A 19,062-nucleotide genomic window follows, 5' to 3' on the forward strand; every position below is an offset into this window, starting at 1 on the left:
GGGAAATGAAAATGTCCAATCAGAAGGGTTTCACGCTGATCGAGCTGATGATCGCGGTGGCGATCATCGGCATACTGGCCGCGGTGGCCTATCCCAGCTATATCGAGCATGTGGTCAAGTCGCGGCGCGTTGCTGCTGCGGGGTGCATGTTGGAGAAGGCGCAATTCATGGAGCGCTATTACACCTCGCATCCGGCGGCGGGCTATTCGGGCGCGGTACCACCAGCAACTGGTTGTGATCAGGAACTTGCTGACCACTATACGATCGGCTTGTCAGGCAATGCCGCTGCGGGAAGTTTCAGCTTGGTTGCTACCCCCAAGGGGGCGCAGGCCACGAAGGACACGTTGTGTGGAGAGCTCAGCCTTGACCAGGCAGGAGTTCGTGGCGTGACGGGAAGCGCTGGCTCCACCGGTGCTGCCAAGTGTTTCTGAGTTGTCCGGAAGATTGAAGTTCTTCAGCAATGCCGGGCTCTGCCCGGCATTGTTTTATTGGGAGCTTGCTTGCTCGATGGCGGATTGACGCCAGATACAGAAAAGGCCTGCGATTGCTCGCAGGCCTTGATATCTGGCGCCCGAAGTTGGACTCGAACCAACGACCCCCTGATTAACAGTCAAGTGCTCTAACCGGCTGAGCTATTCGGGCGGGGAGGCGCATTCTACTTAGCCCTGAAGATTGTTGCAACACCTTCGGGCTACTTGGCGCAGCTGTCGACATTGCCGCCACGCTGGCTGCGTGCGCGCCCCGCGTTGTTGACTACCACTTTGCTGAGCGGGGCGCCGCTCTCGCTGCAGATGGTTAGCGTGAGGTTGGAGCCGGTGCTGCGGCCGTCTGCGAGATAACGGATACGGGTTCTTCCTGTAGTGCTGACTAGTTGCAGGCCAGGGACCGGTTGTGGGTCTGCGCGAATGATGTCGGTCGCTGCGTCGGGGCGGCCGTTGCCGTCACCGTCAAGAAATATCAGCCAGTTCTTCGACCAATCGGCGCCACTGCTGCAGTGAACGCCGTTGCTGGACGGGCAGAGCACGGTTGCAGTGCGTCGGTTCACTGCTGTTGTCCTGGCCAGGTAGAGCTGTGCCATCACGGCGTTGCTGGCGGCGACCGCGCGATTGCGCTCGAGTAAGTGTGCAAATTGTGGGGCCGCCACCCCGACAAGCGTCGCGGCCACGCAGATGCAGACGAGCAGTTCGACCATGCTGACGCCGTATTGGCGCGCAACTGGGTGATGCTGGCGGTCTGGGCGGGAGGCTGGCATGGGCCTGGTATCCGGGCTGGGAACAGCGATGCTCGCCAAAGCCTCGCAGCAGCGGTGTCGCTGGAGAGAGTGGCTGAACATGGGGTTAGCCCTTGCGGCGTCGTCTTCTCAGGGCTGGCTATACTGGGTAGTCCACGCAGGTCCTACTCGCCATGTCCGACAGTTTCCAGCTCGTATCGCCGTATTCGCCCGCCGGCGACCAGCCGGCTGCCATCGAAAAGCTGGTGGCCAACTTCGAGGCGGGTATCGCCAAGCAGACGCTGCTCGGTGTGACCGGCTCGGGCAAGACCTACACCGTCGCCAATGTGATTCAGCAGGTGCAGCGCCCGACACTGGTGATGGCGCCGAACAAGACCCTGGCCGCGCAGTTGTACGGCGAGTTCAAGGCGTTCTTCCCGAACAACGCGGTGGAGTACTTCGTAAGCTATTACGACTACTACCAGCCCGAGGCCTATGTGCCTTCGTCGGACACCTTCATCGAGAAGGATAGTTCGATCAACGAACACATCGAGCAGATGCGTCTGGCGGCAACCAAGACACTGTTGTCGCGGCCGGATGCGATCGTGGTGGCGACGGTGTCGGCCATCTATGGCCTCGGTGCGCCGGAAGACTATCTGTCGCTGCGCCTGATCCTGTCCAAGGGTGAGCGTATCGATCAGCGCGATCTCATCAAGCACCTGACCCAGTTGCAATACACCCGCAACGAGTACGAACTGCAGCGAGGCACCTTCCGCGTACGCGGTGAGGTGATCGATGTGTTCCCGGCCGAGCTGGACAGCGAGGCACTGCGCATTGAGCTGTTCGATGGTGATATCGAGCAGCTGAGCATGTTCGACCCGCTGACCGGCGAAAGCCTGCGCAAGATGCAGCGCTACACCATCTATCCGAAGACCCACTACGCGACCACGCGTGAGCGTGTGCTGGCGGCGGTTGAGACCATCAAGGTCGAGCTGAAGGAGCGGCTGGAGCAGCTGTACGCGCAGAACAAGCTGGTCGAAGCGCAGCGTCTGGCGCAGCGCACCCAGTACGATCTGGAAATGATGGCCGAGGTCGGCTACTGCAACGGCATCGAGAACTACTCGCGGCACCTTACCGGCAAGGCGGCCGGCGATCCGCCGCCGACCCTGTTCGATTACCTGCCGCCGGATGCATTGCTGGTCATCGATGAGTCGCACGTGACCATTCCGCAGATCGGCGCGATGTACAAGGGCGACCGTTCGCGCAAGGAGACGCTGGTCGAATTCGGCTTCCGTCTGCCGTCGGCGCTGGATAACCGTCCGCTGCGTTTCGAGGAGTGGGAGGCGCGGTCGCCGCGCGCCATCTATGTGTCGGCAACGCCGGGTCCGTACGAGTTGCGCGAGTCGGGCAACGACATCACCGAGTTGGTGGTGCGCCCGACCGGCCTGATCGATCCGCAGGTGGAGATCCGCCCGGTCGGTACCCAGGTTGATGACCTGATGTCGCAGGCGACTGAGCGCATCAAGATGGGTGACCGCGTGCTGGTCACCACATTGACCAAGCGCATGGCCGAGAACCTTACGGAGTACCTGAGTGAGCACGGCATCCGCGTGCGCTACCTGCACTCGGACGTGGATACGGTCGAACGCGTGGAAATCATCCGCGATCTGCGTCTTGGCAAGTTCGATGTGCTGGTCGGCATCAACCTGCTGCGCGAAGGCCTGGACATGCCCGAGGTGTCGCTGGTTGCGATCCTCGATGCCGACAAGGAAGGCTTCCTGCGCTCAACCGGCTCGCTGATCCAGACCATCGGTCGTGCGGCGCGCAATGTGCGCGGCAAGGCCATCCTGTATGCCGACAAGATGACCCGCTCGATGCAGGCGGCCATCGACGAGACCGACCGTCGCCGGCAGAAGCAGGTGGAGTACAACGAGGCGCACGGCATCGTGCCACAGTCGGTGATGCGGCCCATCGTCGACATCCTGGAAGGTGCGCATGAGGAAAGCTCGCCCAAGTCCAGTGCGAAGGGCAAGGGGCGGCGCGTCGCTGAGCCCGAGGCGGATTACCTGCCGCTGGAGCCGGCCAAGCTCGCCGCCCGCCTCAAGGAGCTGGAGCAGACGATGTACCAGCATGCCCGCGACCTGGAGTTCGAGGATGCCGCACGTATCCGCGACCAGATTCATCGCCTGAAGGAGGCGAATCTGGGCTGAAGTGGCTCGATGTGAAATTTTTCGCGAAAACGGTTGTTCTTCGTGAAGAGCAGGGTTAAGATACGCGCCCTCGCAGCGAAGAAATTGTTGCTGAGACGGGCGGTTAGCTCAGCGGTAGAGCACTACCTTGACATGGTAGGGGTCACAGGTTCGAACCCTGTACCGCCCACCACTTCCTCGGGAAGTGGCCACGAAAGCCCGGCGCCGGCCGGGTTTTTTGTTTCCAGGTGATGTTATGCGTTGCGGTATGGCTGATTCGGCCCTTGCGACGTGGAAAGGCTTCAAACGGGCGGTTAGCTCAGCGGTAGAGCACTACCTTGACATGGTAGGGGTCACAGGTTCGAACCCTGTACCGCCCACCACTTGAAACCCGACGCAGCGGTTTCGGTGGAATCACTTGAAGAGCGAATCAGGCCTCTGGGCTTCGCGTTTCGCCTTGTTTGCCCGGAGGCTTCCGTGGCGACCCGAATTTGTTCGTTGATGGTCATGGCTGGGCACGCTTGGTGTGGTGCTGGGCGGGTTTCGCCTGTGGCTGGTGTCGTGAGGGAGTTCCGCCCGCCGTCGCTCGCGACAGCGCCTTCATCAGCTGGGCGCGACTATCCGCTTGTTCTGTGGAATACGGGTTCTGCTGGCGCCTTCTGCGTCGGTAGCGCCCGGTTCACCTGTGCCTGCCGACTGTCTGATGAAATCGCCGCCTATCCTTGAGGTGATGTGATGTTGAATCGTAGGCAATTTCTTGCGCAGCTCTCCGTTGGCCTTGGCGCGGCGGCATCCATCAAGAGTGGCTTGTGCGTGCCGTTGGATGCAGCAGCGGGGCAGGGCTGGCGCTTGCCGGCGGAGGAGGTGCCGCAGGAGCGTGTATTTCTTGCCTATGCCGCATCCAAGGCTGTCTGGCGTGACTGGGCCGCCCCTGTGAACAGGACGGTTGCCCTGCTTGCCAGGACAATTTCCCGCTATCAGCCGGTCACCATTCTGTGCCGGGAGGCGCAGGAGGCTGAGGCGCGGCGTGCCTGCGGAAATGCCAACATCCGCTACATGCCGATGCCGCTCGATGACATCTGGGTGCGCGATTACGGCGGTTGTTTTGTGCTCGGGCGCGATGCGCAGCTCGGGCTGGTTGATTTCAACTTCAATGGCTGGGGGCGCAAGCAGGCCTTCGCAGGCGATACCGCTGTGGCGAAGGCACTGAGCGCGGACCTTCGGGCGCGCTATATGCGCAGTCGGCTCACCGGCGAAGGTGGTGGCATCGAGGTGGACGGTGATGGCACGGCGATCATGACCGAGAGTTGCTGGGTCAACGACAACCGCAACCCGGGCATGAGCAGGGCGCAGATCGAAGCGGAGCTGAAGTCGCTGCTTGGCCTGCGCAAGATCATCTGGTTGCCGGGAATCAAGGGGCAGGACATCACCGATGCCCATGTTGATTTCTATGCGCGCTTCGCGTCGCCGGGTGTCGTTATCGCCAACCTCGACAACGATCCGGAGTCCTATGATTTTGCGGTTACGCGTCGGCACCTGGAAATACTCCGGGCGGCGACCGACGCTGATGGGCGACGTCTGCAGGTGCACACGCTGTCGCCGCCCGAGGCGCCGCGTGACAACGTCTACACGCGGGAGGCTGACTACGCTGCTGGATACATCAACTTCCTGCCGATCAATGGTGCGGTCATCGCGCCAGAGTTCGGCGATGCCGAGGCGGATGCGCGTTGCAGGGACTTGCTGGAGTCGCTGTATCCGGGGCGGGAGATCGTCCAGATCAATATCGACCCGATCGCCGCTGGTGGTGGCGGCATTCACTGCGTGAGCAAGAATCTTCCGGTTTTCGGCGGGGCTCAGCGGCAGCCGGATGTGGCCGGGCATTGAGGATCCGTGGATGTTCGGTTGCTTCGATGGGGTTGAGCCGCTGGGCCGTCGGTTGTTGACGGCAGACGGCTATCGGGGCCTTCCCGTGGTTGCTGGTTTCACAGATTTTTCCTGGCTTTTGGGGTGGTGCGAGGTTGCTTGACCGGCGTGGCTGGGGGCCTTGGTTCCGGCGAAGTCCGGTTGCGGAGGCCGGGGTTCAGGCTTCTGGTGCTGAGGGCTGGGTGCGGCGCGGAAAGCCCCAGAGCAGGTTTGCCCCGATTGGTTTACTATCTCCCCAACAATCCCTTCGGCAATCGAGGTGGCCCGCGCAAAGCGCCGGCCGAGCGTGTGACATGAGCACTACCATCGCCCACTGCTGATCTCCCGCCACCGCCCTGATGCAGGCGCCGTCGTGGCGCTTTTTTATTGCCCAGAATTCCGTGAATCCCGTGAAGCCGCGCCTGTTGGCGTTGTTTCCAGCCCGCCCGGCGGGTCGTGACCTTTGGTGAACCCCATGATCAACATCACTCTCCCAGACGGCAGCGTCCGTCAGTTCGAAAACCCGGTCAGCGTCATGGACGTTGCCCAGTCCATTGGTGCGGGTCTGGCCAAGGCCACCATTGCCGGCGCCGTGGATGGCGTGCAGGTCGATGCCAGTGACGTGATCGATCACGACGCTTCGCTGCGCATCATCACCGCCAAGGACGAGGAGGGCGTGGAGATCATCCGCCATTCCTGCGCTCACCTGGTCGGCCATGCCGTGAAGCAGCTGTACCCGGAAGCCAAGATGGTGATCGGCCCGGTCATCGCTGAAGGCTTCTACTACGACATCTACAACGAGCGCCCGTTCACGCCGGAAGACATGGCGGCGATCGAGAAGCGCATGGGCGAGCTGATCGCCCAGGATTACGACGTGATCAAGAAGGTCACGCCGCGCGCGGAAGTGGTCGAGATCTTCAAGGCGCGTGGCGAGGACTACAAGCTGCGCCTGATCGAAGACATGTCCGATGACATCACTGCGATGGGCATGTACTACCACCAGGAATACGTGGACATGTGCCGTGGTCCGCACGTGCCGAACACGCGTTTCCTGAAGTCCTTCAAGCTGATGCGCATCTCTGGTGCGTACTGGCGCGGCGATGCCAAGAACGAGCAGCTTCAGCGCATCTACGGCACCGCATGGGCCGACAAGAAGCAGCTCGAGGCCTACATCAAGCGCATCGAAGAAGCTGAAATGCGCGACCACCGCCGCATCGGCAAGCAGCAGGATCTGTTCCATCTGCAGGAAGAGGCGCCGGGCCTGGTGTTCTGGCACCCGAAGGGCTGGTCGATCTGGCAGGTTGTCGAGCAGTACATGCGCAATGTCTACCGCGAAAGTGGTTACGGCGAAGTGCGTTGCCCGCAGATCCTCGACGTCAGCCTGTGGAAGAAGTCCGGTCACTGGGACAACTACCAGGACAACATGTTCTTCACCGAATCGGAGAAGCGCACCTACGCGCTGAAGCCGATGAACTGCCCGGGTCACGTGCAGTTGTTCAACCAGGGTCTGCACAGCTACCGCGACCTGCCGATCCGCTACGGTGAGTTCGGTGCCTGCCATCGCAACGAGCCGTCCGGCGCGCTGCACGGCATCCTGCGCGTGCGTGGTTTCACCCAGGACGATGGCCACATCTTCTGCACCGAGAGCCAGGTTGAAGCCGAAGTGACGGCCTTCCACCAGCAGGCGCTGGCGGTGTACAAGGCGTTCGGTTTCGAGGAAATCCAGATCAAGATCGCGCTGCGTCCGGAATCACGTCTGGGTGACGACGAGACCTGGGACAAGGCCGAAGGTGCGCTGCGCACCGCGCTGTCCAGCTGCGGCGTCGAATGGCAGGAGCTGCCGGGCGAGGGCGCGTTCTACGGCCCGAAGATCGAGTACCACTTGAAGGACGCCATCGGCCGCACCTGGCAGCTGGGCACCATGCAGGTCGACTTCATGATGCCGGGCCGCCTCGGCGCTGAATACGTCGACGAGAACAGCCAGAAGCGCCATCCGGTGATGCTGCACCGGGCGATTGTGGGCTCGATGGAGCGTTTCCTGGGCATTCTGATCGAGCAGCACGCCGGTTCGTTCCCGACCTGGCTGGCGCCGGTGCAGGTGATGGTGGCCAATATCACCGACGCCCAGGCCGATTACGTCGAGGAAGTTCGCAAAAGCCTTGCAAATCAAGGCTTCCGGGTTGACGCCGATTTGCGCAACGAGAAGATCGGCTATAAGATTCGCGAGCATACGCTGCAGCGCGTACCGTACCTGCTGGTCATTGGTGACCGCGAGAAGGAAAACGGGGCCGTGGCCGTGCGCACGCGGTCCGGTGAAGACCTTGGTTCGATGTCGGTTCAGGCCTTCGTCGAACGGCTGCAGGCAGAATTGAAACATTGAAGTAAGTAGGGCTCCGGCCCCGGCGGACACTCCGCAGGGCCGGTACTAATCCACTTGGAGATTGCAATATCAGTATCCCTGACAACAAACAGAACCGCCGTAATCAGGAAATCCGGGTGCCGCGCGTACGCGTGATCGGCAGTGACGGTGAAATGATTGGCGTGTTGTCGCGCGACGAAGCGCTGTCCATGGCCGAAGATGAAGGCCTGGACCTGGTTGAAATCCAGCCGCAGGCCGATCCGCCGGTCTGCAAGATCATGGATTTCGGCAAGTTCAAGTTCGAAGCGCAGAAGAAGGCCAACGAGGCCAAGAAGAAGACCAAGCAGGTCGAGATCAAGGAAGTGAAGTTCCGTCCGGTCACGGACGAGGGCGACTACCAGATCAAGCTGCGCAAGATGCGCGGTTTCCTCGAAGAGGGCGACAAGATCAAGGTCAACATCCGCTTCCGTGGCCGCGAAATGAGCCATCAGGAACTGGGTCGTGAAATGGCCAACCGGATCGAGGCTGATCTGGGTGAGGATATCGTGATCGAGTCCCGTCCGCGCCTGGAAGGCCGGCAGATGGTCATGATGATCGCGCCGAAGAAGAAGTAAGCCGTCGGCCCCCGGGCCTGCTGCTTTGCTGAACAGGGAGGGGCTTCGGCTACCTCCCTGTTTGCATGCCTGTTCAGCTGATTTGGGTGCCGGCCCGCTTGCAGTTTGCAAGTGGCTGGTGCGCGAGGCATAATGGGCGGCCCGGTTCGCCGGGTTTGTTGTTTGCTTCACCCAGGACCTGCCTGCCTCCAGTGGGAGCGCGGGCTTTTGACAGACAAGGGCAAGGATGGAAAGTGTGGGTCAACCCACCGCCCAGTCAGTAAAGAGACCATCAAGGACATAGCAATGCCCAAGATCAAGACCAACCGGGCGGCGGCCAAGCGTTTCCGCAAGACCGCCTCCGGCAAGTACAAGTGCGGTCACGCCAACCGTAGCCACATCCTCACGAAGAAAGCGACCAAGCGGAAGCGTAACCTGCGTCAGACGAATCACGTCCGCGCAGAAGACGCAGGCCGTCTGGACCGTATGCTTCCCTACCTCTGAGGACTGAACCATGGCACGAGTAAAGCGTGGTGTGCAGGCGCGCCGCCGCCACAAGAAAGTATTGGATCTCGCCAAGGGCTATTACAACGCCCGTCGAAAGGTCTTCCGCGTTGCCAAGCAGGCAGTCATCAAGGCACAGCAGTACGCCTACATTGGCCGTAAGCAGAAGAAGCGCAATTTCCGTTCGCTGTGGATCACCCGCATCAATGCGGCTGCCCGCATCAACGGCCTGAGCTACAGCCGTTTCATGAACGGCCTGCTGAAGGCTGGTATCACCCTGGACCGTAAGGTTCTGGCTGATATCGCCGTGCACGACGCAGCCGGTTTTGCCGCTCTGGCAGAAAAGGCCAAGGGCGCACTGGCGGCATAAGTTCTTCCTGCAGCAGTTGTAGCGTTCACGCGCAGCGGCTGTGGTGAGACAATGCATGGGGAAGGGCGCAAGTCCTTCCCCATTCTTTTTTGTGCTGGTTGCCGCTGCCGATGGTTGCGCGGCGGTCAGCCACTGGTGGCGACGGGGGTCGGCCCGGCGCGTACCGCGTAGGCAAGCCGGCCAGAGGTTTCGTCGATCCCATGAGTGACATCCAATTCTTGACCGCGCAGGCGCTGGCCGATGTGGCCGCGGCGCAGAGCCCGGAAACCCTGGAAAACCTGCGTGTTTCGCTGTTGGGCAAGAGTGGCAGCATCACTGCCCAGCTCAAGCAGCTTGGCGCATTGCCGGCCGACGAGCGCAAGGCAGCGGGCGAGGCGATCAACATCGCGCGCGACGCCGTGTCCTCCGCGTTGGGTGAGCGCAAGACGCTGCTGGAAAACGCCGCGCTGGATGCACGCCTGGCCTCTGAAAGCATCGATGTCACCCTGCCGGGCCGCCATGGCGAACGCGGCGGCCTGCACCCGGTCACGCGCACCCTGGAGCGCATCACCGAAATCTTCGCCCGCCTCGGTTACGAACTGTCCGAAGGCCCTGAAATCGAAGACGACTGGCACAACTTCGAGGCGCTGAACTTCCCGCCGCACCACCCGGCGCGCGCCATGCACGACACCTTCTACTTCGGCGATGGCCGCCTGCTGCGCACGCATACCTCCGGTGTGCAGGTGCGCTACATGGGCGACCACAAGCCGCCGCTGCGCATGATCGCGGCCGGCAAGGTGTACCGCAGCGACAGCGACCAGACCCATTCGCCGATGTTCCATCAGGTTGAAGGCCTGCTGGTGGACGAACACTCCAATTTCGCCGACCTCAAGGGCACCCTGTCCGAGTTCGTGCGCGCCTTCTTCGAGCGTGATTTCGAAATGCGTTTCCGCCCGAGCTACTTCCCGTTCGTGGAGCCGGGTGCGGAAGTGGACATCGCCTGGCAGCAGCCCGATGGCAGCACCCGCTGGCTGGAAGTGCTGGGCTGCGGCATGGTCCATCCGAACGTGTTGAAGTCGGTGGGCATCGATCCGGAGCGCTACACCGGCTTCGCCTTCGGCCTGGGCGTGGAGCGTTTCGCGATGCTGCGTTATGGCGTCAACGACCTGCGCGCCTTCTTCGAAAACGACGTCCGCTTCCTCAAGCAGTTCGCCTAAGGCGAGCTGTGTAGTGCCGAGCCACGCTCGGCAGCTCCTGAACGTTGACCAGCCCCAGGCGCAAAGCGCTGGGCATCAACAAAAGAAACCGCAACGGGAGGCCCGCCTCCCATCAAGGTAAACAAATGAAATTCTCTGAAAGCTGGCTGCGCAGCCACGTACCGACCACCGCCTCGCGCGACGAACTCAGCGCCGTGTTGACTGCCATCGGTCTGGAAGTCGAAGAAGTCACTGCGCTGGGCGCAGGCCTGGACAACGTGGTGGTTGCGCGCATCGTCGAAGCTACCCGCCATCCGGAAGCCGACCGTCTGCAGATCTGCAAGGTCGATGCAGGCCAGGCCGAACTGCTGCAGATCGTCTGCGGCGCGCCGAATGCGCGCCCGGGTCTAGTCGCGCCGCTGGCAATGGTTGGCGCGCAGATCGGCGAGCTGAAGATCAAGCCGGCCAAGCTGCGCGGCGTGGAATCCAACGGCATGCTGTGTTCGGCCAAGGAGCTGGGCCTGGACAACGATGCCTCCGGCCTGCTGGAACTGCCGGACGACGCACCGGTCGGCACCACGCTGGTTGAGTACCTCGGCCTGCCAGATTCCAGCATCGAGATCAAGCTGACCCCGAACCGCGCCGATTGCTTCAGTGTGCGTGGCATTGCGTTCGACGTCGCCGCAGCTACCCGCAGCGAAGTGAAGCCGTTTGCCGCTGATGCGGTACCGGCACAGGGCGCGCATGAGCTGAGCATCCAGCTCGACGCCGGTGCCGAAGCACCGCGTTATCTCGGCCGCGTGATCGAAGGCGTCAATGCCGCCGCGACCACACCGTTGTGGATGGCCGAGCGCCTGCGCCGTAGTGGCGTGCGCCCGGTGTCGCTGTTGGTCGACATCACCCAGTACGTGATGCTGGAGCTCGGTCAGCCGATGCACGCTTATGACCTGGATACGCTGAAGGGGCCGATTGCCGTGCGCCGCTCGCGTGCCGGTGAAAGCCTCAAGCTGCTCGACGGCCGCGACGCGGCGTTGGACGACAGCTTCCTGGTGGTCACCGATGCCGACCGTCCGGTCGGCCTGGCTGGCCTGATGGGCGGCTTCGATACCCGCGTCACCGATGCGACCAGCAATGTCTTCCTGGAGGCTGCTCATTTCGCCCCGGCGGCGATCATGGGCCGCGGCCGCAAGCTCGGCCTGCACACCGATGCCGGTCACCGCTTCGAACGTGGCGTCGATCCGCAGCTGCCGCGTACCGCCATCGAATACGCCACCATGTTGGTAATGGAACTGGCTGGTGGTACGCCGGCGCCGGTCACCGAAGCCGTGCGCGAAGCCGACCTGCCGATCGCCGCCAAGATCCTGCTGCGTCGCGCCCGCATCGTGCGCGTGCTCGGCATCCAGATTGAAGACGCTGAAGTCGAGCGCATCCTGCGCGCGCTTGGCATGCAGGTCGAGGCTGTTGCCGATGGTTGGAACGTTACCGGTCCGAGCCGTCGCTTCGATATCGCCATCGAAGAAGATCTGATCGAGGAACTGGCCCGTATCCATGGCTACGAGTCGATCCCGACCACCTTGCCGGGCGGCGCTGCACGCATCGCCATGCCCAGCGAAACCCGCCTGGATGACCTCAGTGTGCGCCGCCAGCTGGTGGCCCGCGAAATGCTGGAAACCATCAACTTTGCCTTCGTTGATGCCGAACTGCTGAAGCAGTGGCAGCAGAACGAAGGCCTGGTTGCGCTGGCTAACCCGCTCTCGGCGGAGCTGGCGGTGATGCGACCGCTGCTGCTGCCGGGTCTGGTGGCAACGCTGGGTCGCAACGTCGCTCGTCAGGCTGGGCGCGTGCGCCTGTTCGAAATCGGCCGCGTGTTCGCTGCGCAGGCCGGCGAGGGCAAGCCCGCGCCCAAGGAAACCGTGCGCATTGCGGCTGCCGTGTGCGGCGACGCTGCCACCCTGCAGTGGGGCGAAAAGGCGCGCAAGGTCGATTTCCATGACCTCAAGGGTGATCTGGAATCGCTGGCTGCAGCCTCTGGCGCCACGCTGGAATTCCGTGCTTCGCAGCGCCCGTATGCGCACCCGGCCCGTTCGGCGGACATCTGGCGTGATGGCGAGTGCATCGGCTGGATCGGCCAGCTGCACCCGCGCCTGACCAAGGCCATGGAAGTGGATGCTGATGTCTACGCATTCGAGCTGGATCTGGCCCCGCTGGCTGCGCGTTCGCTGCCACGTTCGAGCGAATTGTCGCGCTTCCCGGCGGTCCGCCGGGATCTGGCCGTGGTCGTAGCTGAATCGGTCAGCTGGGCTGAGCTGTCGTCAACCATCCGGGCTGCTGCCGGCGAACTGCTGCGTGAAGTCGCGCTGTTCGACCGTTATGTCGGCCAGGGCGTCGAGCCGGGTTTCAAGAGTTTGGCTATGGGCTTGATTTTGCAGGACAAGTCGCGCACATTGACGGACCGTGACGTGGAAGCCGTAGTCACCGACGTGGTGACGGCGATTGATCATGGGCACGGCGCAAAGATCCGTGGCTGAGGCGGGATACAGGGAGCAGGCATGGCATTGACCAAGGCGGAGATGGCGGATCGGTTGTTCGACGAAGTCGGTCTGAACAAGCGTGAGGCCAAGGAATTTGTCGACGCGTTTTTCGATGTGTTGCGCGATGCATTGGAACAGGGACGTCAAGTGAAGCTGTCGGGCTTCGGCAATTTCGATCTGCGGCGCAAGAACCAGCGCCCGGGTCGCAACCCCAAGACCGGCGAGGAAATTCCGATTTCCGCCCGTACGGTAGTCACCTTCCGTCCGGGCCAGAAGCTCAAGGAGCGGGTGGAGGCATATGCTGGATCCGGGCAGTAACCGCGAACTTCCGCCGATTCCGGCCAAGCGTTACTTCACCATTGGTGAAGTGAGCGAGCTATGCGACGTCAAGCCGCACGTGCTGCGCTACTGGGAAACCGAGTTTCCCAGCCTTGAGCCAGGCAAGCGCCGTGGCAACCGTCGTTACTATCAGCGCCATGACGTGCTGATGGTCCGGCAGATCCGTGGCCTGCTGTACGAACAGGGCTACACCATCGGTGGCGCCCGCCTGCGACTGGAAGGCGAGGGCGCCCGCGAAGAGTCGGCGCTGAGCAACCAGATCATCAAGCAGGTGCGCATGGAGCTGGAAGAAGTACTGCAACTGCTCCGCCGCTGAACTTTTTTGTGTGAAAACCGGTATAATCACCGGCTCGCCGCAAGGCGAAAGCAGTAACGATCGGGGCGTAGCGCAGCCTGGTAGCGCATCTGCCTGGGGGGCAGAGGGTCGTCGGTTCAAATCCGGCCGTCCCGACCAATTACTTGCTTCGGATGAAGGGCTTGCGGCTTATGTCGCGAGCCCTTTTTCGTTTTGTTGCCAGGTGTTTGCTGCTTCGGCAATGAGACGCCGGTGCCGGCTGTTTGCCGCAGCGCTTTGGGCATGCCGGGATGGTGCCAGGTCGTCGCGCGGACTGGATGCCGTGGAGCGGCGATTGGCCGTCTCCGGCCTCCAATCCATCCGCTGCGGGCTGCCCTCAGGATGAATCCCCCACACATGAATCAAAGGTTCGCAGGGCGCTATGCTCGGGCCAGGCCAAGGGCCGCCAGTGCCAGGTCGGGCTCGTGTCCTGTCCGTGTCGGGCTGATGTCGTTACCCAGAACCGGGAAGGGCAGGATGATGTCGGTAAGCCAAACAACTGATTCAAGGGGTCTTTCATGCACATCAACAGCGCCCGACTTCGCGAGCTCCGCACCGGCCGGCAATGGTCGCAGGAGCAGTTGGCCAATCTGAGCGGTTTGAACCTGAGGACCATCCAGCGCCTGGAGTCCGGCGCGAAGATCTCGACGGAATCCTTGCGGGCACTGGCTGCCGTCTTCGAGGTGCCTGCCGAAAGCCTGCTGACGGGTGATCCGTCCCCCAGTCAGCCAGCGCTGGAGGCAATGCGCGACGGCGTGCTGCGCGGCCTGGAGTTCACCGGCACAACCCCGCGGGCGGACTTCTGGTGGTTCGCCCTGGCTGTGGCGATGGTGCTTGCCTTCGCCCAGCTGTTTGCTGAGGCCATTGGCCAATGGGCGCTGGAAATCACCTCGCTGCTGGTGTTGCTGCCCTGGATCGCGGCCTGCACCCGGCGCCTGCGCGACGCCGGTCTCAACCCGTGGTGGCAGCTGATCAGTCTGGCGCCGGTAGGTGGCATCCTGGTGCTGCTCTATCTGCTTACCTATCCGACCAAGGAGAAGGAGCCGGCCGAGGTGGCTACGGGATGATGAGCAGGGGTGCCCGATGGGCTGGGGCATGTCTGGATATGGGTGCGACGTGCATCCAGTGGTGATCCGTCATCTTGTAGCTCGACCTTGCAGCCCGGAGGTCGGGCCGTCTCAAGCAGGGTGGGGTAGGTTATGAGGCGGTGCGGACAACCGATGTAGTCGGTATAACCGGACCACAGATCCTGCCATTGGGTGTTTAGTCCTATGCGAGTACTTCTGATACTCCTTCTATTCGTGGTCGCTGTTCCAGAGGGGCTGGCAAAATGCCAGTCTCGCTTCTATGTCATTTCTGGCTCGGTCATCGATGCGAGTGGTGCGCCATTGGCTGGAGCAATGGTGGGCGCCTCTTGGCTGCAGAATTCGCAAGCTTACGGGCCAGCTCTGACACTCACTGATCAGAATGGCCTGTACTCGCTACCCATCAGGTTCGACCTCAGCTCGGGTTACTCGTTACGGGGTGACAAGTGCAAAGGAGTCCTTCGCCAGTTCTCTCTTTCGGCGTACACACTTACTGAAAGATCAGTTCCAATTCCAGTTCCAGTTGGGCAGGGTTCGAGAATCGAGGCCCCCCGCATCCAGATCAGCCGCCCGATCGAGCGAGAGCCACTCTGGCCGGATGAGTTCAGGGCTGATTAGTCATTGAAGGCGGCATCACTTGGTTGAGGGCGTTGCTGTCTCAGATCCCAGTCTTTGAGACGCCATGGCGCCATGCTGGGCCATGCTTCCAGACAACTTCAAATGGGCGAAGGTCGCAGACTTCGAGAGCCAGCTGACGGCGATTTACGTCAACGAGATTGCCGTATCCCGATTGGTCGAGCGGCTGGACGGATCGTGGTTCGTGAACCTCGCGTACCACTTGCCGCCACCTGGCGGAGCGGTGCTGCATCCGCCGCGCAGCTGCCGGAGCTACGAGACGGGCAAGGCGGGATGCGAGGAATGGGCGCGACGGAATGAGCGCAGATTACGAGCTGAGACGGCAGAGATTGCGTTCAAGAAGTGGGGACATCGGTAGCGTCAGCTGCCTCTGAACTTGTCATTGCGCAGGTCGGTCTCGTTGTGATTCGTTTCGGCTCTGGCACAGTGCTGCGCGTGAAATGGTCGCGCCTGCAGGCAACTATCAGCCTTGGTAGGCAAACCTCGGCTGAGACACGCCTTCGACCGTCACTTGCTCCACGAACATCGAATAGGGTCGGGCCCACACGCCAAGGTCGCCATACAAGGGCTTGTAGAGCACCAGCGCTTCCAGTGTTTCGCTGCTCCGGGCGAGGCCGATGACTTCGTATTCGCCGCCTTTGAAATGGCGATAGTGTCCAAGCGCGAGAGTGGGAAGAGGCGGAAGGTCGGACATTGACGATTTCTCTGTCGGGTAGGGCGGCGGATCGTAGTAGCCGGGAAAAAGCGTTGCCTGAGCACTGGAAATGAGGCTGGTTCTGATCCGTGGCGAAAGGCGCATATTGGCTCAAGCATGCTTGTGCCGGTCAAATCCCGAAGAACAGTGGAAGTGTCGTCTCAATGCATTGATGTAAACCCGTCGCTGATTTCTGCTCAGGTCAGGGGCCGCCAAGAGTGGCTGGCACCTGGCTTCTATCCTCAGGGCTTGCCCAGATAGCCTTCCAGGACTTGCCTGGCCAGCGTCAGGTTCGCCACGATGCTGGGGCCGAGGAGCGCTCGCGTGGCTGGGCCATTGGTGAGGCTCAAGCCGCGAATATCGAGAGACTGCCTGATGCGCTTGCCCACGAATCTTTCCAATAGTGCAGATGCGGGCAATGAGGCGCGGATCTCGCGCATCTCGATGATCGCCTCGCGCCAGGCTTTCTCATCGGGGGTGGCTGAGGAGAAGACGGTGATGAGCCTGTCCAAGGTGGTCAGCATGTCGTGAAGCAGCGTGTCTTTGGGCATGTTCTGCTCCTTCGCCAAAGGGCGGATTTTACCGGCTGCCAGATGGGATTCAAACCGGCAGGTAACGCGCAATCCTGCCGGTGGCGTTGATGTGTAGGCGGACCGTTGGAGCAGGGATCAGTCTGGCAACCCAAGGCTCTGGCGGTCTCGCAAGAGCCGAAAAGCGTGTGCAACGCTTTTGCGCGAGACTTTGAATGTGGCGCCCCCGCGGTTTGGTGGTGAGGCCGTAGCGTCATCACAATCTTTTGCTGGTCTGCTGGCGAGAATATGGCAGTCGCCCTGGAGAGCATCGATGAAATCCCTTGTACTTTGTGTAGCTACTTTGCTGCTGTCTGCTGCGGTCGCGGGCTGTGCGCCGAAAGATGACGCGAAGACAGAGGCTGCCCAGCCGCGTGTGGGTATGGCCAATCCTGCATCCGAGTATTGCGTGAAGAAGGGCGGCAAGGTCGAGATCAAGAAGAACAGCGAGGGTGATGAGTACGGCATCTGCCACCTTGCCGATGGCACCCAGATTGAAGAGTGGGAGCTGTTCCGGCGCGACCACGCGACGGGCACGAAATAAGTGGGCTGCGTGTTTGGCTTGGATTGCGTGTTGACGGTCGCCTGTGTCGTGGGCCAACGACCAACAGGATGAGCAAGCATCAGTCATGCGCGATGCGATGTAGTGCCGAGCCACGCTCGGCTCGTTGCCATCACTGACGCGAGAATCGCTGCCGGTACTGCATGGGCGTGAGCCGGGTCAGCTCCTTGAACATGCGCCGCAGGTTCGAGTCGCTGCTGAAGCCCAGTTCGTTGCTGATTGTTGAAAGCGGCGTCGAGGTGAGCGTCAGGCGCTCGGCGACCTGGGCGAGCTTGATGCGGCGCGAGTACGTTGCGGCGGCGCAACCCGTTTCATCCTTTACCTTGCGTGCAAGCGTGCGGCTGGACATACCCAGTAGTTCTGCAAGCCGGTCCATGGTCAGCTGATCTGCAGGCAATGCTTCAACCGATGCATGCAGCTTGCGCAGCAAGGTGCTGGATTGCTGGATGAGGCTCAGCGCCCGGAAGGCATCGTGGGTCTGTGCCGGCCTTGGCAGCACCATCAGCTTGACCAGATCCTGCAGGATGGCGGGGCTGACTGTCTGTTCGATCAGATGCTGCGCAATCGGCAGGTAGCCGCTGACGCCGCTTGCGGTGGCGTGTCGCGTTGCATGGATGCAGGTGCTCTCTGCCTGCCAGCGTATCTTCGGATGGCGCTGGCGCAAGTTGTCGAGCAACCACCAGGTGGCGGTGGCGGCTTGCCCGTCCAGCCGCCCGCTGGCTGCAGCGAGGCTGACGCCTACGCAGTAGCTCCACAGCCGCGAGCGCTTGGGGAGCCGCGCAAGCGCCCGTATCAGTGCGGCGTTGTTGTGCAGCGTGGCTTCCACCTCGGCTGCGGATTCGGCCCAGAATCCGGGGACGAGCACGGCGTCGAGAAGTGGGTCGTCGATGCTGCCATGGGCCAGCATTTCCAGGCCTTGGCTGCAGTTGACCGGCCCGGCTTTCAAACCGACGAAACGGGTTTGGAACAGCGGCTTGCCGGTGCGGCGATTGGCTGCATGCAGTAGATCGGCGAAGCCAAGCAGGCCAGCAGGCATGCAGCCGGGATAGAGCAGGAGGCCGATCTGGCAGGTCTTTGGCATGGCCGGGATTGAATGGAATATGGTGTTTCTTGCCATTATCGATCAGGCGTCGCCGGCTCACCATGGGGCCCTCTTTCTACCGGCCAAACCATGAAAATCCAGCAGCTCCGCAATGCCACGATCATTGTCGAAATCGGTCCGCATCGGATCCTGGTCGATCCGATGCTGGCGGGCAGGGCGGTGCTGCCGCCGCTGCGCCTGTTTGCAGGTCTGCAGCGCAACCCGCTGGTGGATCTGCCAGCAGAAGCAGAGTCGGCGCTGCAATCGGTCACCCACTGTTTGATTACCCACTGCCAGAAAGGTCACTTCGATCATCTGGACCGTGCAGGCAAGCGCTGGCTACGTGAGCGGGGAATTCCGGTGATCTGCACGCCGCACGACGCCGCGCATCTGGCGGCGCGCGGCTTGAATGTGCAGACCTTGCCCGAGGCGCATGAGCTCGCCAGTCCTTTTCTGGACGGAAGCATTCGTACTGTGCGCTGTACGCATGGCCGCGGTGTGATCGGGCGCTTCATGGAGCATGGTGTGGGCTATCTGATTGAGATCCCCGGCGAGCCCCGCCTGTATCTGTCTGGCGACACCGTGCTTACCCCTGCCATCGAAGATTTCGTGCGCAGGCAGCAACCGGATGTCTGCGTGATCCCCGCAGGCGGCGCGCGCTTTGATCTTGGCGGCGAGATCATCATGGGGCTGGATGACGCGCTGGCGTTTACGCGCATAGCCGACGGCTTTGTTGTTGCCAACCATCTGGAGGCGTTGAGCCATTGTCCGGTGGGGCGGCCGGCGTTGGCGCTGGCTGCGCGGGAGGCCGGACTGTCGGATCGCCTGCGGGTTCCTGCCGATGGCGAGGTGCTCGAATTCTGAGCAGGGGTAGTGCCGAGCCATGCTCGGCAACGGGCATTCCCGGGAAGGCCGCTGCCGAGCATGGC

The 19,062-nt window shown here is 62.0% G+C and carries 18 protein-coding genes and 4 tRNA genes; 17 read left to right on the forward strand and 5 right to left on the reverse strand.

The window, feature by feature from the left end; translation table 11 throughout:
- Positions 1 to 11 precede the first annotated feature (11 nt).
- On the forward strand, positions 12 to 431 hold the full coding sequence (locus tag ACVOLS_RS14520) for a type IV pilin protein (RefSeq protein ID WP_481546181.1): 420 nt from the start codon (positions 12 to 14) through the stop codon (positions 429 to 431).
- Between the two features lie 134 nt (positions 432 to 565).
- Here ACVOLS_RS14520 and ACVOLS_RS14525 read toward each other — a convergent pair.
- Together ACVOLS_RS14525 and ACVOLS_RS14530 are read right to left on the reverse strand one after the other, a co-directional pair.
- Positions 566 to 642, reverse strand: a tRNA-Asn gene (locus ACVOLS_RS14525).
- Positions 643 to 691: 49 nt separating this feature from the next.
- Positions 692 to 1,192 carry a GspH/FimT family pseudopilin gene (locus tag ACVOLS_RS14530; protein WP_481546182.1) on the reverse strand — a complete coding sequence of 167 codons (501 nt, stop codon included), beginning with the start codon at positions 1,190 to 1,192 and terminating at the stop codon, positions 692 to 694.
- Between the two features lie 212 nt (positions 1,193 to 1,404).
- Here ACVOLS_RS14530 and uvrB point away from each other — a divergent pair, with 212 nt between their 5' ends.
- The 14 genes from uvrB to ACVOLS_RS14600 all read left to right on the forward strand — a co-directional run bounded on the left by uvrB (position 1,405) and on the right by ACVOLS_RS14600 (position 14,573).
- On the forward strand, positions 1,405 to 3,420 hold the full coding sequence (uvrB, locus tag ACVOLS_RS14535) for an excinuclease ABC subunit UvrB (protein ID WP_481546183.1): 2,016 nt from the start codon (positions 1,405 to 1,407) through the stop codon (positions 3,418 to 3,420).
- Between the two features lie 97 nt (positions 3,421 to 3,517).
- Positions 3,518 to 3,592: transfer RNA gene (locus tag ACVOLS_RS14540), tRNA-Val, on the forward strand.
- A 115-nt stretch (positions 3,593 to 3,707) separates the two neighbouring features.
- A tRNA-Val gene (locus tag ACVOLS_RS14545) sits at positions 3,708 to 3,782 on the forward strand.
- A 352-nt stretch (positions 3,783 to 4,134) separates the two neighbouring features.
- The gene (locus ACVOLS_RS14550) at positions 4,135 to 5,283 is read left to right on the forward strand and encodes an agmatine deiminase family protein (RefSeq protein WP_481546184.1); all 1,149 of its coding nucleotides are present in this window, start codon (positions 4,135 to 4,137) and stop codon (positions 5,281 to 5,283) included.
- A 493-nt stretch (positions 5,284 to 5,776) separates the two neighbouring features.
- Positions 5,777 to 7,681, forward strand: a complete 1,905-nt coding sequence (thrS, locus tag ACVOLS_RS14555; protein WP_481546185.1) for a threonine--tRNA ligase — start codon at positions 5,777 to 5,779, stop codon at positions 7,679 to 7,681.
- Positions 7,682 to 7,749: 68 nt separating this feature from the next.
- On the forward strand, positions 7,750 to 8,274 hold the full coding sequence (gene infC / locus ACVOLS_RS14560; RefSeq protein WP_313319538.1) for a translation initiation factor IF-3: 525 nt from the start codon (positions 7,750 to 7,752) through the stop codon (positions 8,272 to 8,274).
- Between the two features lie 285 nt (positions 8,275 to 8,559).
- Complete coding sequence (rpmI, locus tag ACVOLS_RS14565; protein ID WP_002811096.1) at positions 8,560 to 8,757, forward strand: 50S ribosomal protein L35; 198 nt, start codon at positions 8,560 to 8,562, stop codon at positions 8,755 to 8,757.
- A 10-nt stretch (positions 8,758 to 8,767) separates the two neighbouring features.
- On the forward strand, positions 8,768 to 9,127 hold the full coding sequence (gene rplT / locus ACVOLS_RS14570; RefSeq protein WP_054657697.1) for a 50S ribosomal protein L20: 360 nt from the start codon (positions 8,768 to 8,770) through the stop codon (positions 9,125 to 9,127).
- A gap of 200 nt (positions 9,128 to 9,327) precedes the next feature.
- Positions 9,328 to 10,323: a phenylalanine--tRNA ligase subunit alpha gene (pheS, locus tag ACVOLS_RS14575; protein ID WP_481546186.1), complete on the forward strand. Its 996-nt coding sequence runs from the start codon at positions 9,328 to 9,330 to the stop codon at positions 10,321 to 10,323.
- A 125-nt stretch (positions 10,324 to 10,448) separates the two neighbouring features.
- A complete protein-coding gene (pheT, locus tag ACVOLS_RS14580; protein ID WP_481546187.1) occupies positions 10,449 to 12,830 on the forward strand; it encodes a phenylalanine--tRNA ligase subunit beta in 2,382 nt (793 codons plus the stop codon).
- Positions 12,831 to 12,851: 21 nt separating this feature from the next.
- Positions 12,852 to 13,151 (forward strand): integration host factor subunit alpha, encoded by a 300-nt coding sequence (locus tag ACVOLS_RS14585; RefSeq protein WP_054657702.1) that lies wholly within the window; start codon positions 12,852 to 12,854, stop codon positions 13,149 to 13,151.
- On the forward strand, positions 13,132 to 13,488 hold the full coding sequence (locus ACVOLS_RS14590; protein ID WP_303746832.1) for a MerR family transcriptional regulator: 357 nt from the start codon (positions 13,132 to 13,134) through the stop codon (positions 13,486 to 13,488). The genes ACVOLS_RS14585 and ACVOLS_RS14590 overlap by 20 nt, the downstream gene beginning before the upstream one ends.
- A 61-nt stretch (positions 13,489 to 13,549) precedes the next feature.
- Positions 13,550 to 13,626, forward strand: a tRNA-Pro gene (locus ACVOLS_RS14595).
- Between the two features lie 398 nt (positions 13,627 to 14,024).
- The gene (locus ACVOLS_RS14600) at positions 14,025 to 14,573 is read left to right on the forward strand and encodes a DUF805 domain-containing protein (RefSeq protein WP_481546188.1); all 549 of its coding nucleotides are present in this window, start codon (positions 14,025 to 14,027) and stop codon (positions 14,571 to 14,573) included.
- Positions 14,574 to 15,690: 1,117 nt separating this feature from the next.
- On the opposite strand, the gene ACVOLS_RS14605 is transcribed toward ACVOLS_RS14600, so the two are convergent.
- Together ACVOLS_RS14605 and ACVOLS_RS14610 are read right to left on the reverse strand one after the other, a co-directional pair.
- The gene (locus ACVOLS_RS14605) at positions 15,691 to 15,921 is read right to left on the reverse strand and encodes a DUF1653 domain-containing protein (protein WP_481546189.1); all 231 of its coding nucleotides are present in this window, start codon (positions 15,919 to 15,921) and stop codon (positions 15,691 to 15,693) included.
- Between the two features lie 242 nt (positions 15,922 to 16,163).
- Complete coding sequence (locus ACVOLS_RS14610; protein WP_481546190.1) at positions 16,164 to 16,472, reverse strand: hypothetical protein; 309 nt, start codon at positions 16,470 to 16,472, stop codon at positions 16,164 to 16,166.
- Positions 16,473 to 16,764: 292 nt separating this feature from the next.
- On the opposite strand from ACVOLS_RS14610, the gene ACVOLS_RS14615 reads away from it, so the two are divergent.
- On the forward strand, positions 16,765 to 17,034 hold the full coding sequence (locus tag ACVOLS_RS14615; protein ID WP_481546191.1) for a putative hemolysin: 270 nt from the start codon (positions 16,765 to 16,767) through the stop codon (positions 17,032 to 17,034).
- A 130-nt stretch (positions 17,035 to 17,164) separates the two neighbouring features.
- Here the strand turns inward: ACVOLS_RS14615 and ACVOLS_RS14620 are convergent, their stop codons facing one another.
- Entirely contained in the window at positions 17,165 to 18,133 is a 969-nt protein-coding gene (locus tag ACVOLS_RS14620; protein ID WP_481546192.1) for a GlxA family transcriptional regulator, read from the reverse strand.
- A 12-nt stretch (positions 18,134 to 18,145) separates the two neighbouring features.
- On the opposite strand from ACVOLS_RS14620, the gene ACVOLS_RS14625 reads away from it, so the two are divergent.
- On the forward strand, positions 18,146 to 18,997 hold the full coding sequence (locus ACVOLS_RS14625) for an MBL fold metallo-hydrolase (RefSeq protein ID WP_481546193.1): 852 nt from the start codon (positions 18,146 to 18,148) through the stop codon (positions 18,995 to 18,997).
- Positions 18,998 to 19,062: the final 65 nt, after the last annotated feature.

It is taken from the genome of Stenotrophomonas sp. STEN038 (genome assembly GCF_056759895.1).

Excerpts from the sequence above, each read along its gene's own strand:
- pheS (WP_481546186.1), top strand. The coding sequence starts at position 9,328 with ATGAGTGACATCCAATTCTTGACCGCGCAGGCGCTGGCCGATGTGGCC.
- ACVOLS_RS14610 (WP_481546190.1), bottom strand. The coding sequence starts at position 16,472 with ATGCCCAAAGACACGCTGCTTCACGACATGCTGACCACCTTGGACAGG.
- pheT (WP_481546187.1), top strand. The coding sequence starts at position 10,449 with ATGAAATTCTCTGAAAGCTGGCTGCGCAGCCACGTACCGACCACCGCC.
- ACVOLS_RS14530 (WP_481546182.1), bottom strand. The coding sequence starts at position 1,192 with ATGGTCGAACTGCTCGTCTGCATCTGCGTGGCCGCGACGCTTGTCGGG.
- uvrB (WP_481546183.1), top strand. The coding sequence starts at position 1,405 with ATGTCCGACAGTTTCCAGCTCGTATCGCCGTATTCGCCCGCCGGCGAC.
- rplT (WP_054657697.1), top strand. The coding sequence starts at position 8,768 with ATGGCACGAGTAAAGCGTGGTGTGCAGGCGCGCCGCCGCCACAAGAAA.
- rpmI (WP_002811096.1), top strand. The coding sequence starts at position 8,560 with ATGCCCAAGATCAAGACCAACCGGGCGGCGGCCAAGCGTTTCCGCAAG.
- ACVOLS_RS14600 (WP_481546188.1), top strand. The coding sequence starts at position 14,025 with ATGCACATCAACAGCGCCCGACTTCGCGAGCTCCGCACCGGCCGGCAA.
- ACVOLS_RS14605 (WP_481546189.1), bottom strand. The coding sequence starts at position 15,921 with ATGTCCGACCTTCCGCCTCTTCCCACTCTCGCGCTTGGACACTATCGC.
- ACVOLS_RS14590 (WP_303746832.1), top strand. The coding sequence starts at position 13,132 with ATGCTGGATCCGGGCAGTAACCGCGAACTTCCGCCGATTCCGGCCAAG.
- ACVOLS_RS14550 (WP_481546184.1), top strand. The coding sequence starts at position 4,135 with ATGTTGAATCGTAGGCAATTTCTTGCGCAGCTCTCCGTTGGCCTTGGC.
- ACVOLS_RS14625 (WP_481546193.1), top strand. The coding sequence starts at position 18,146 with ATGGAATATGGTGTTTCTTGCCATTATCGATCAGGCGTCGCCGGCTCA.
- ACVOLS_RS14615 (WP_481546191.1), top strand. The coding sequence starts at position 16,765 with ATGAAATCCCTTGTACTTTGTGTAGCTACTTTGCTGCTGTCTGCTGCG.
- thrS (WP_481546185.1), top strand. The coding sequence starts at position 5,777 with ATGATCAACATCACTCTCCCAGACGGCAGCGTCCGTCAGTTCGAAAAC.
- ACVOLS_RS14520 (WP_481546181.1), top strand. The coding sequence starts at position 12 with ATGTCCAATCAGAAGGGTTTCACGCTGATCGAGCTGATGATCGCGGTG.
- ACVOLS_RS14620 (WP_481546192.1), bottom strand. The coding sequence starts at position 18,133 with ATGCCAAAGACCTGCCAGATCGGCCTCCTGCTCTATCCCGGCTGCATG.
- ACVOLS_RS14585 (WP_054657702.1), top strand. The coding sequence starts at position 12,852 with ATGGCATTGACCAAGGCGGAGATGGCGGATCGGTTGTTCGACGAAGTC.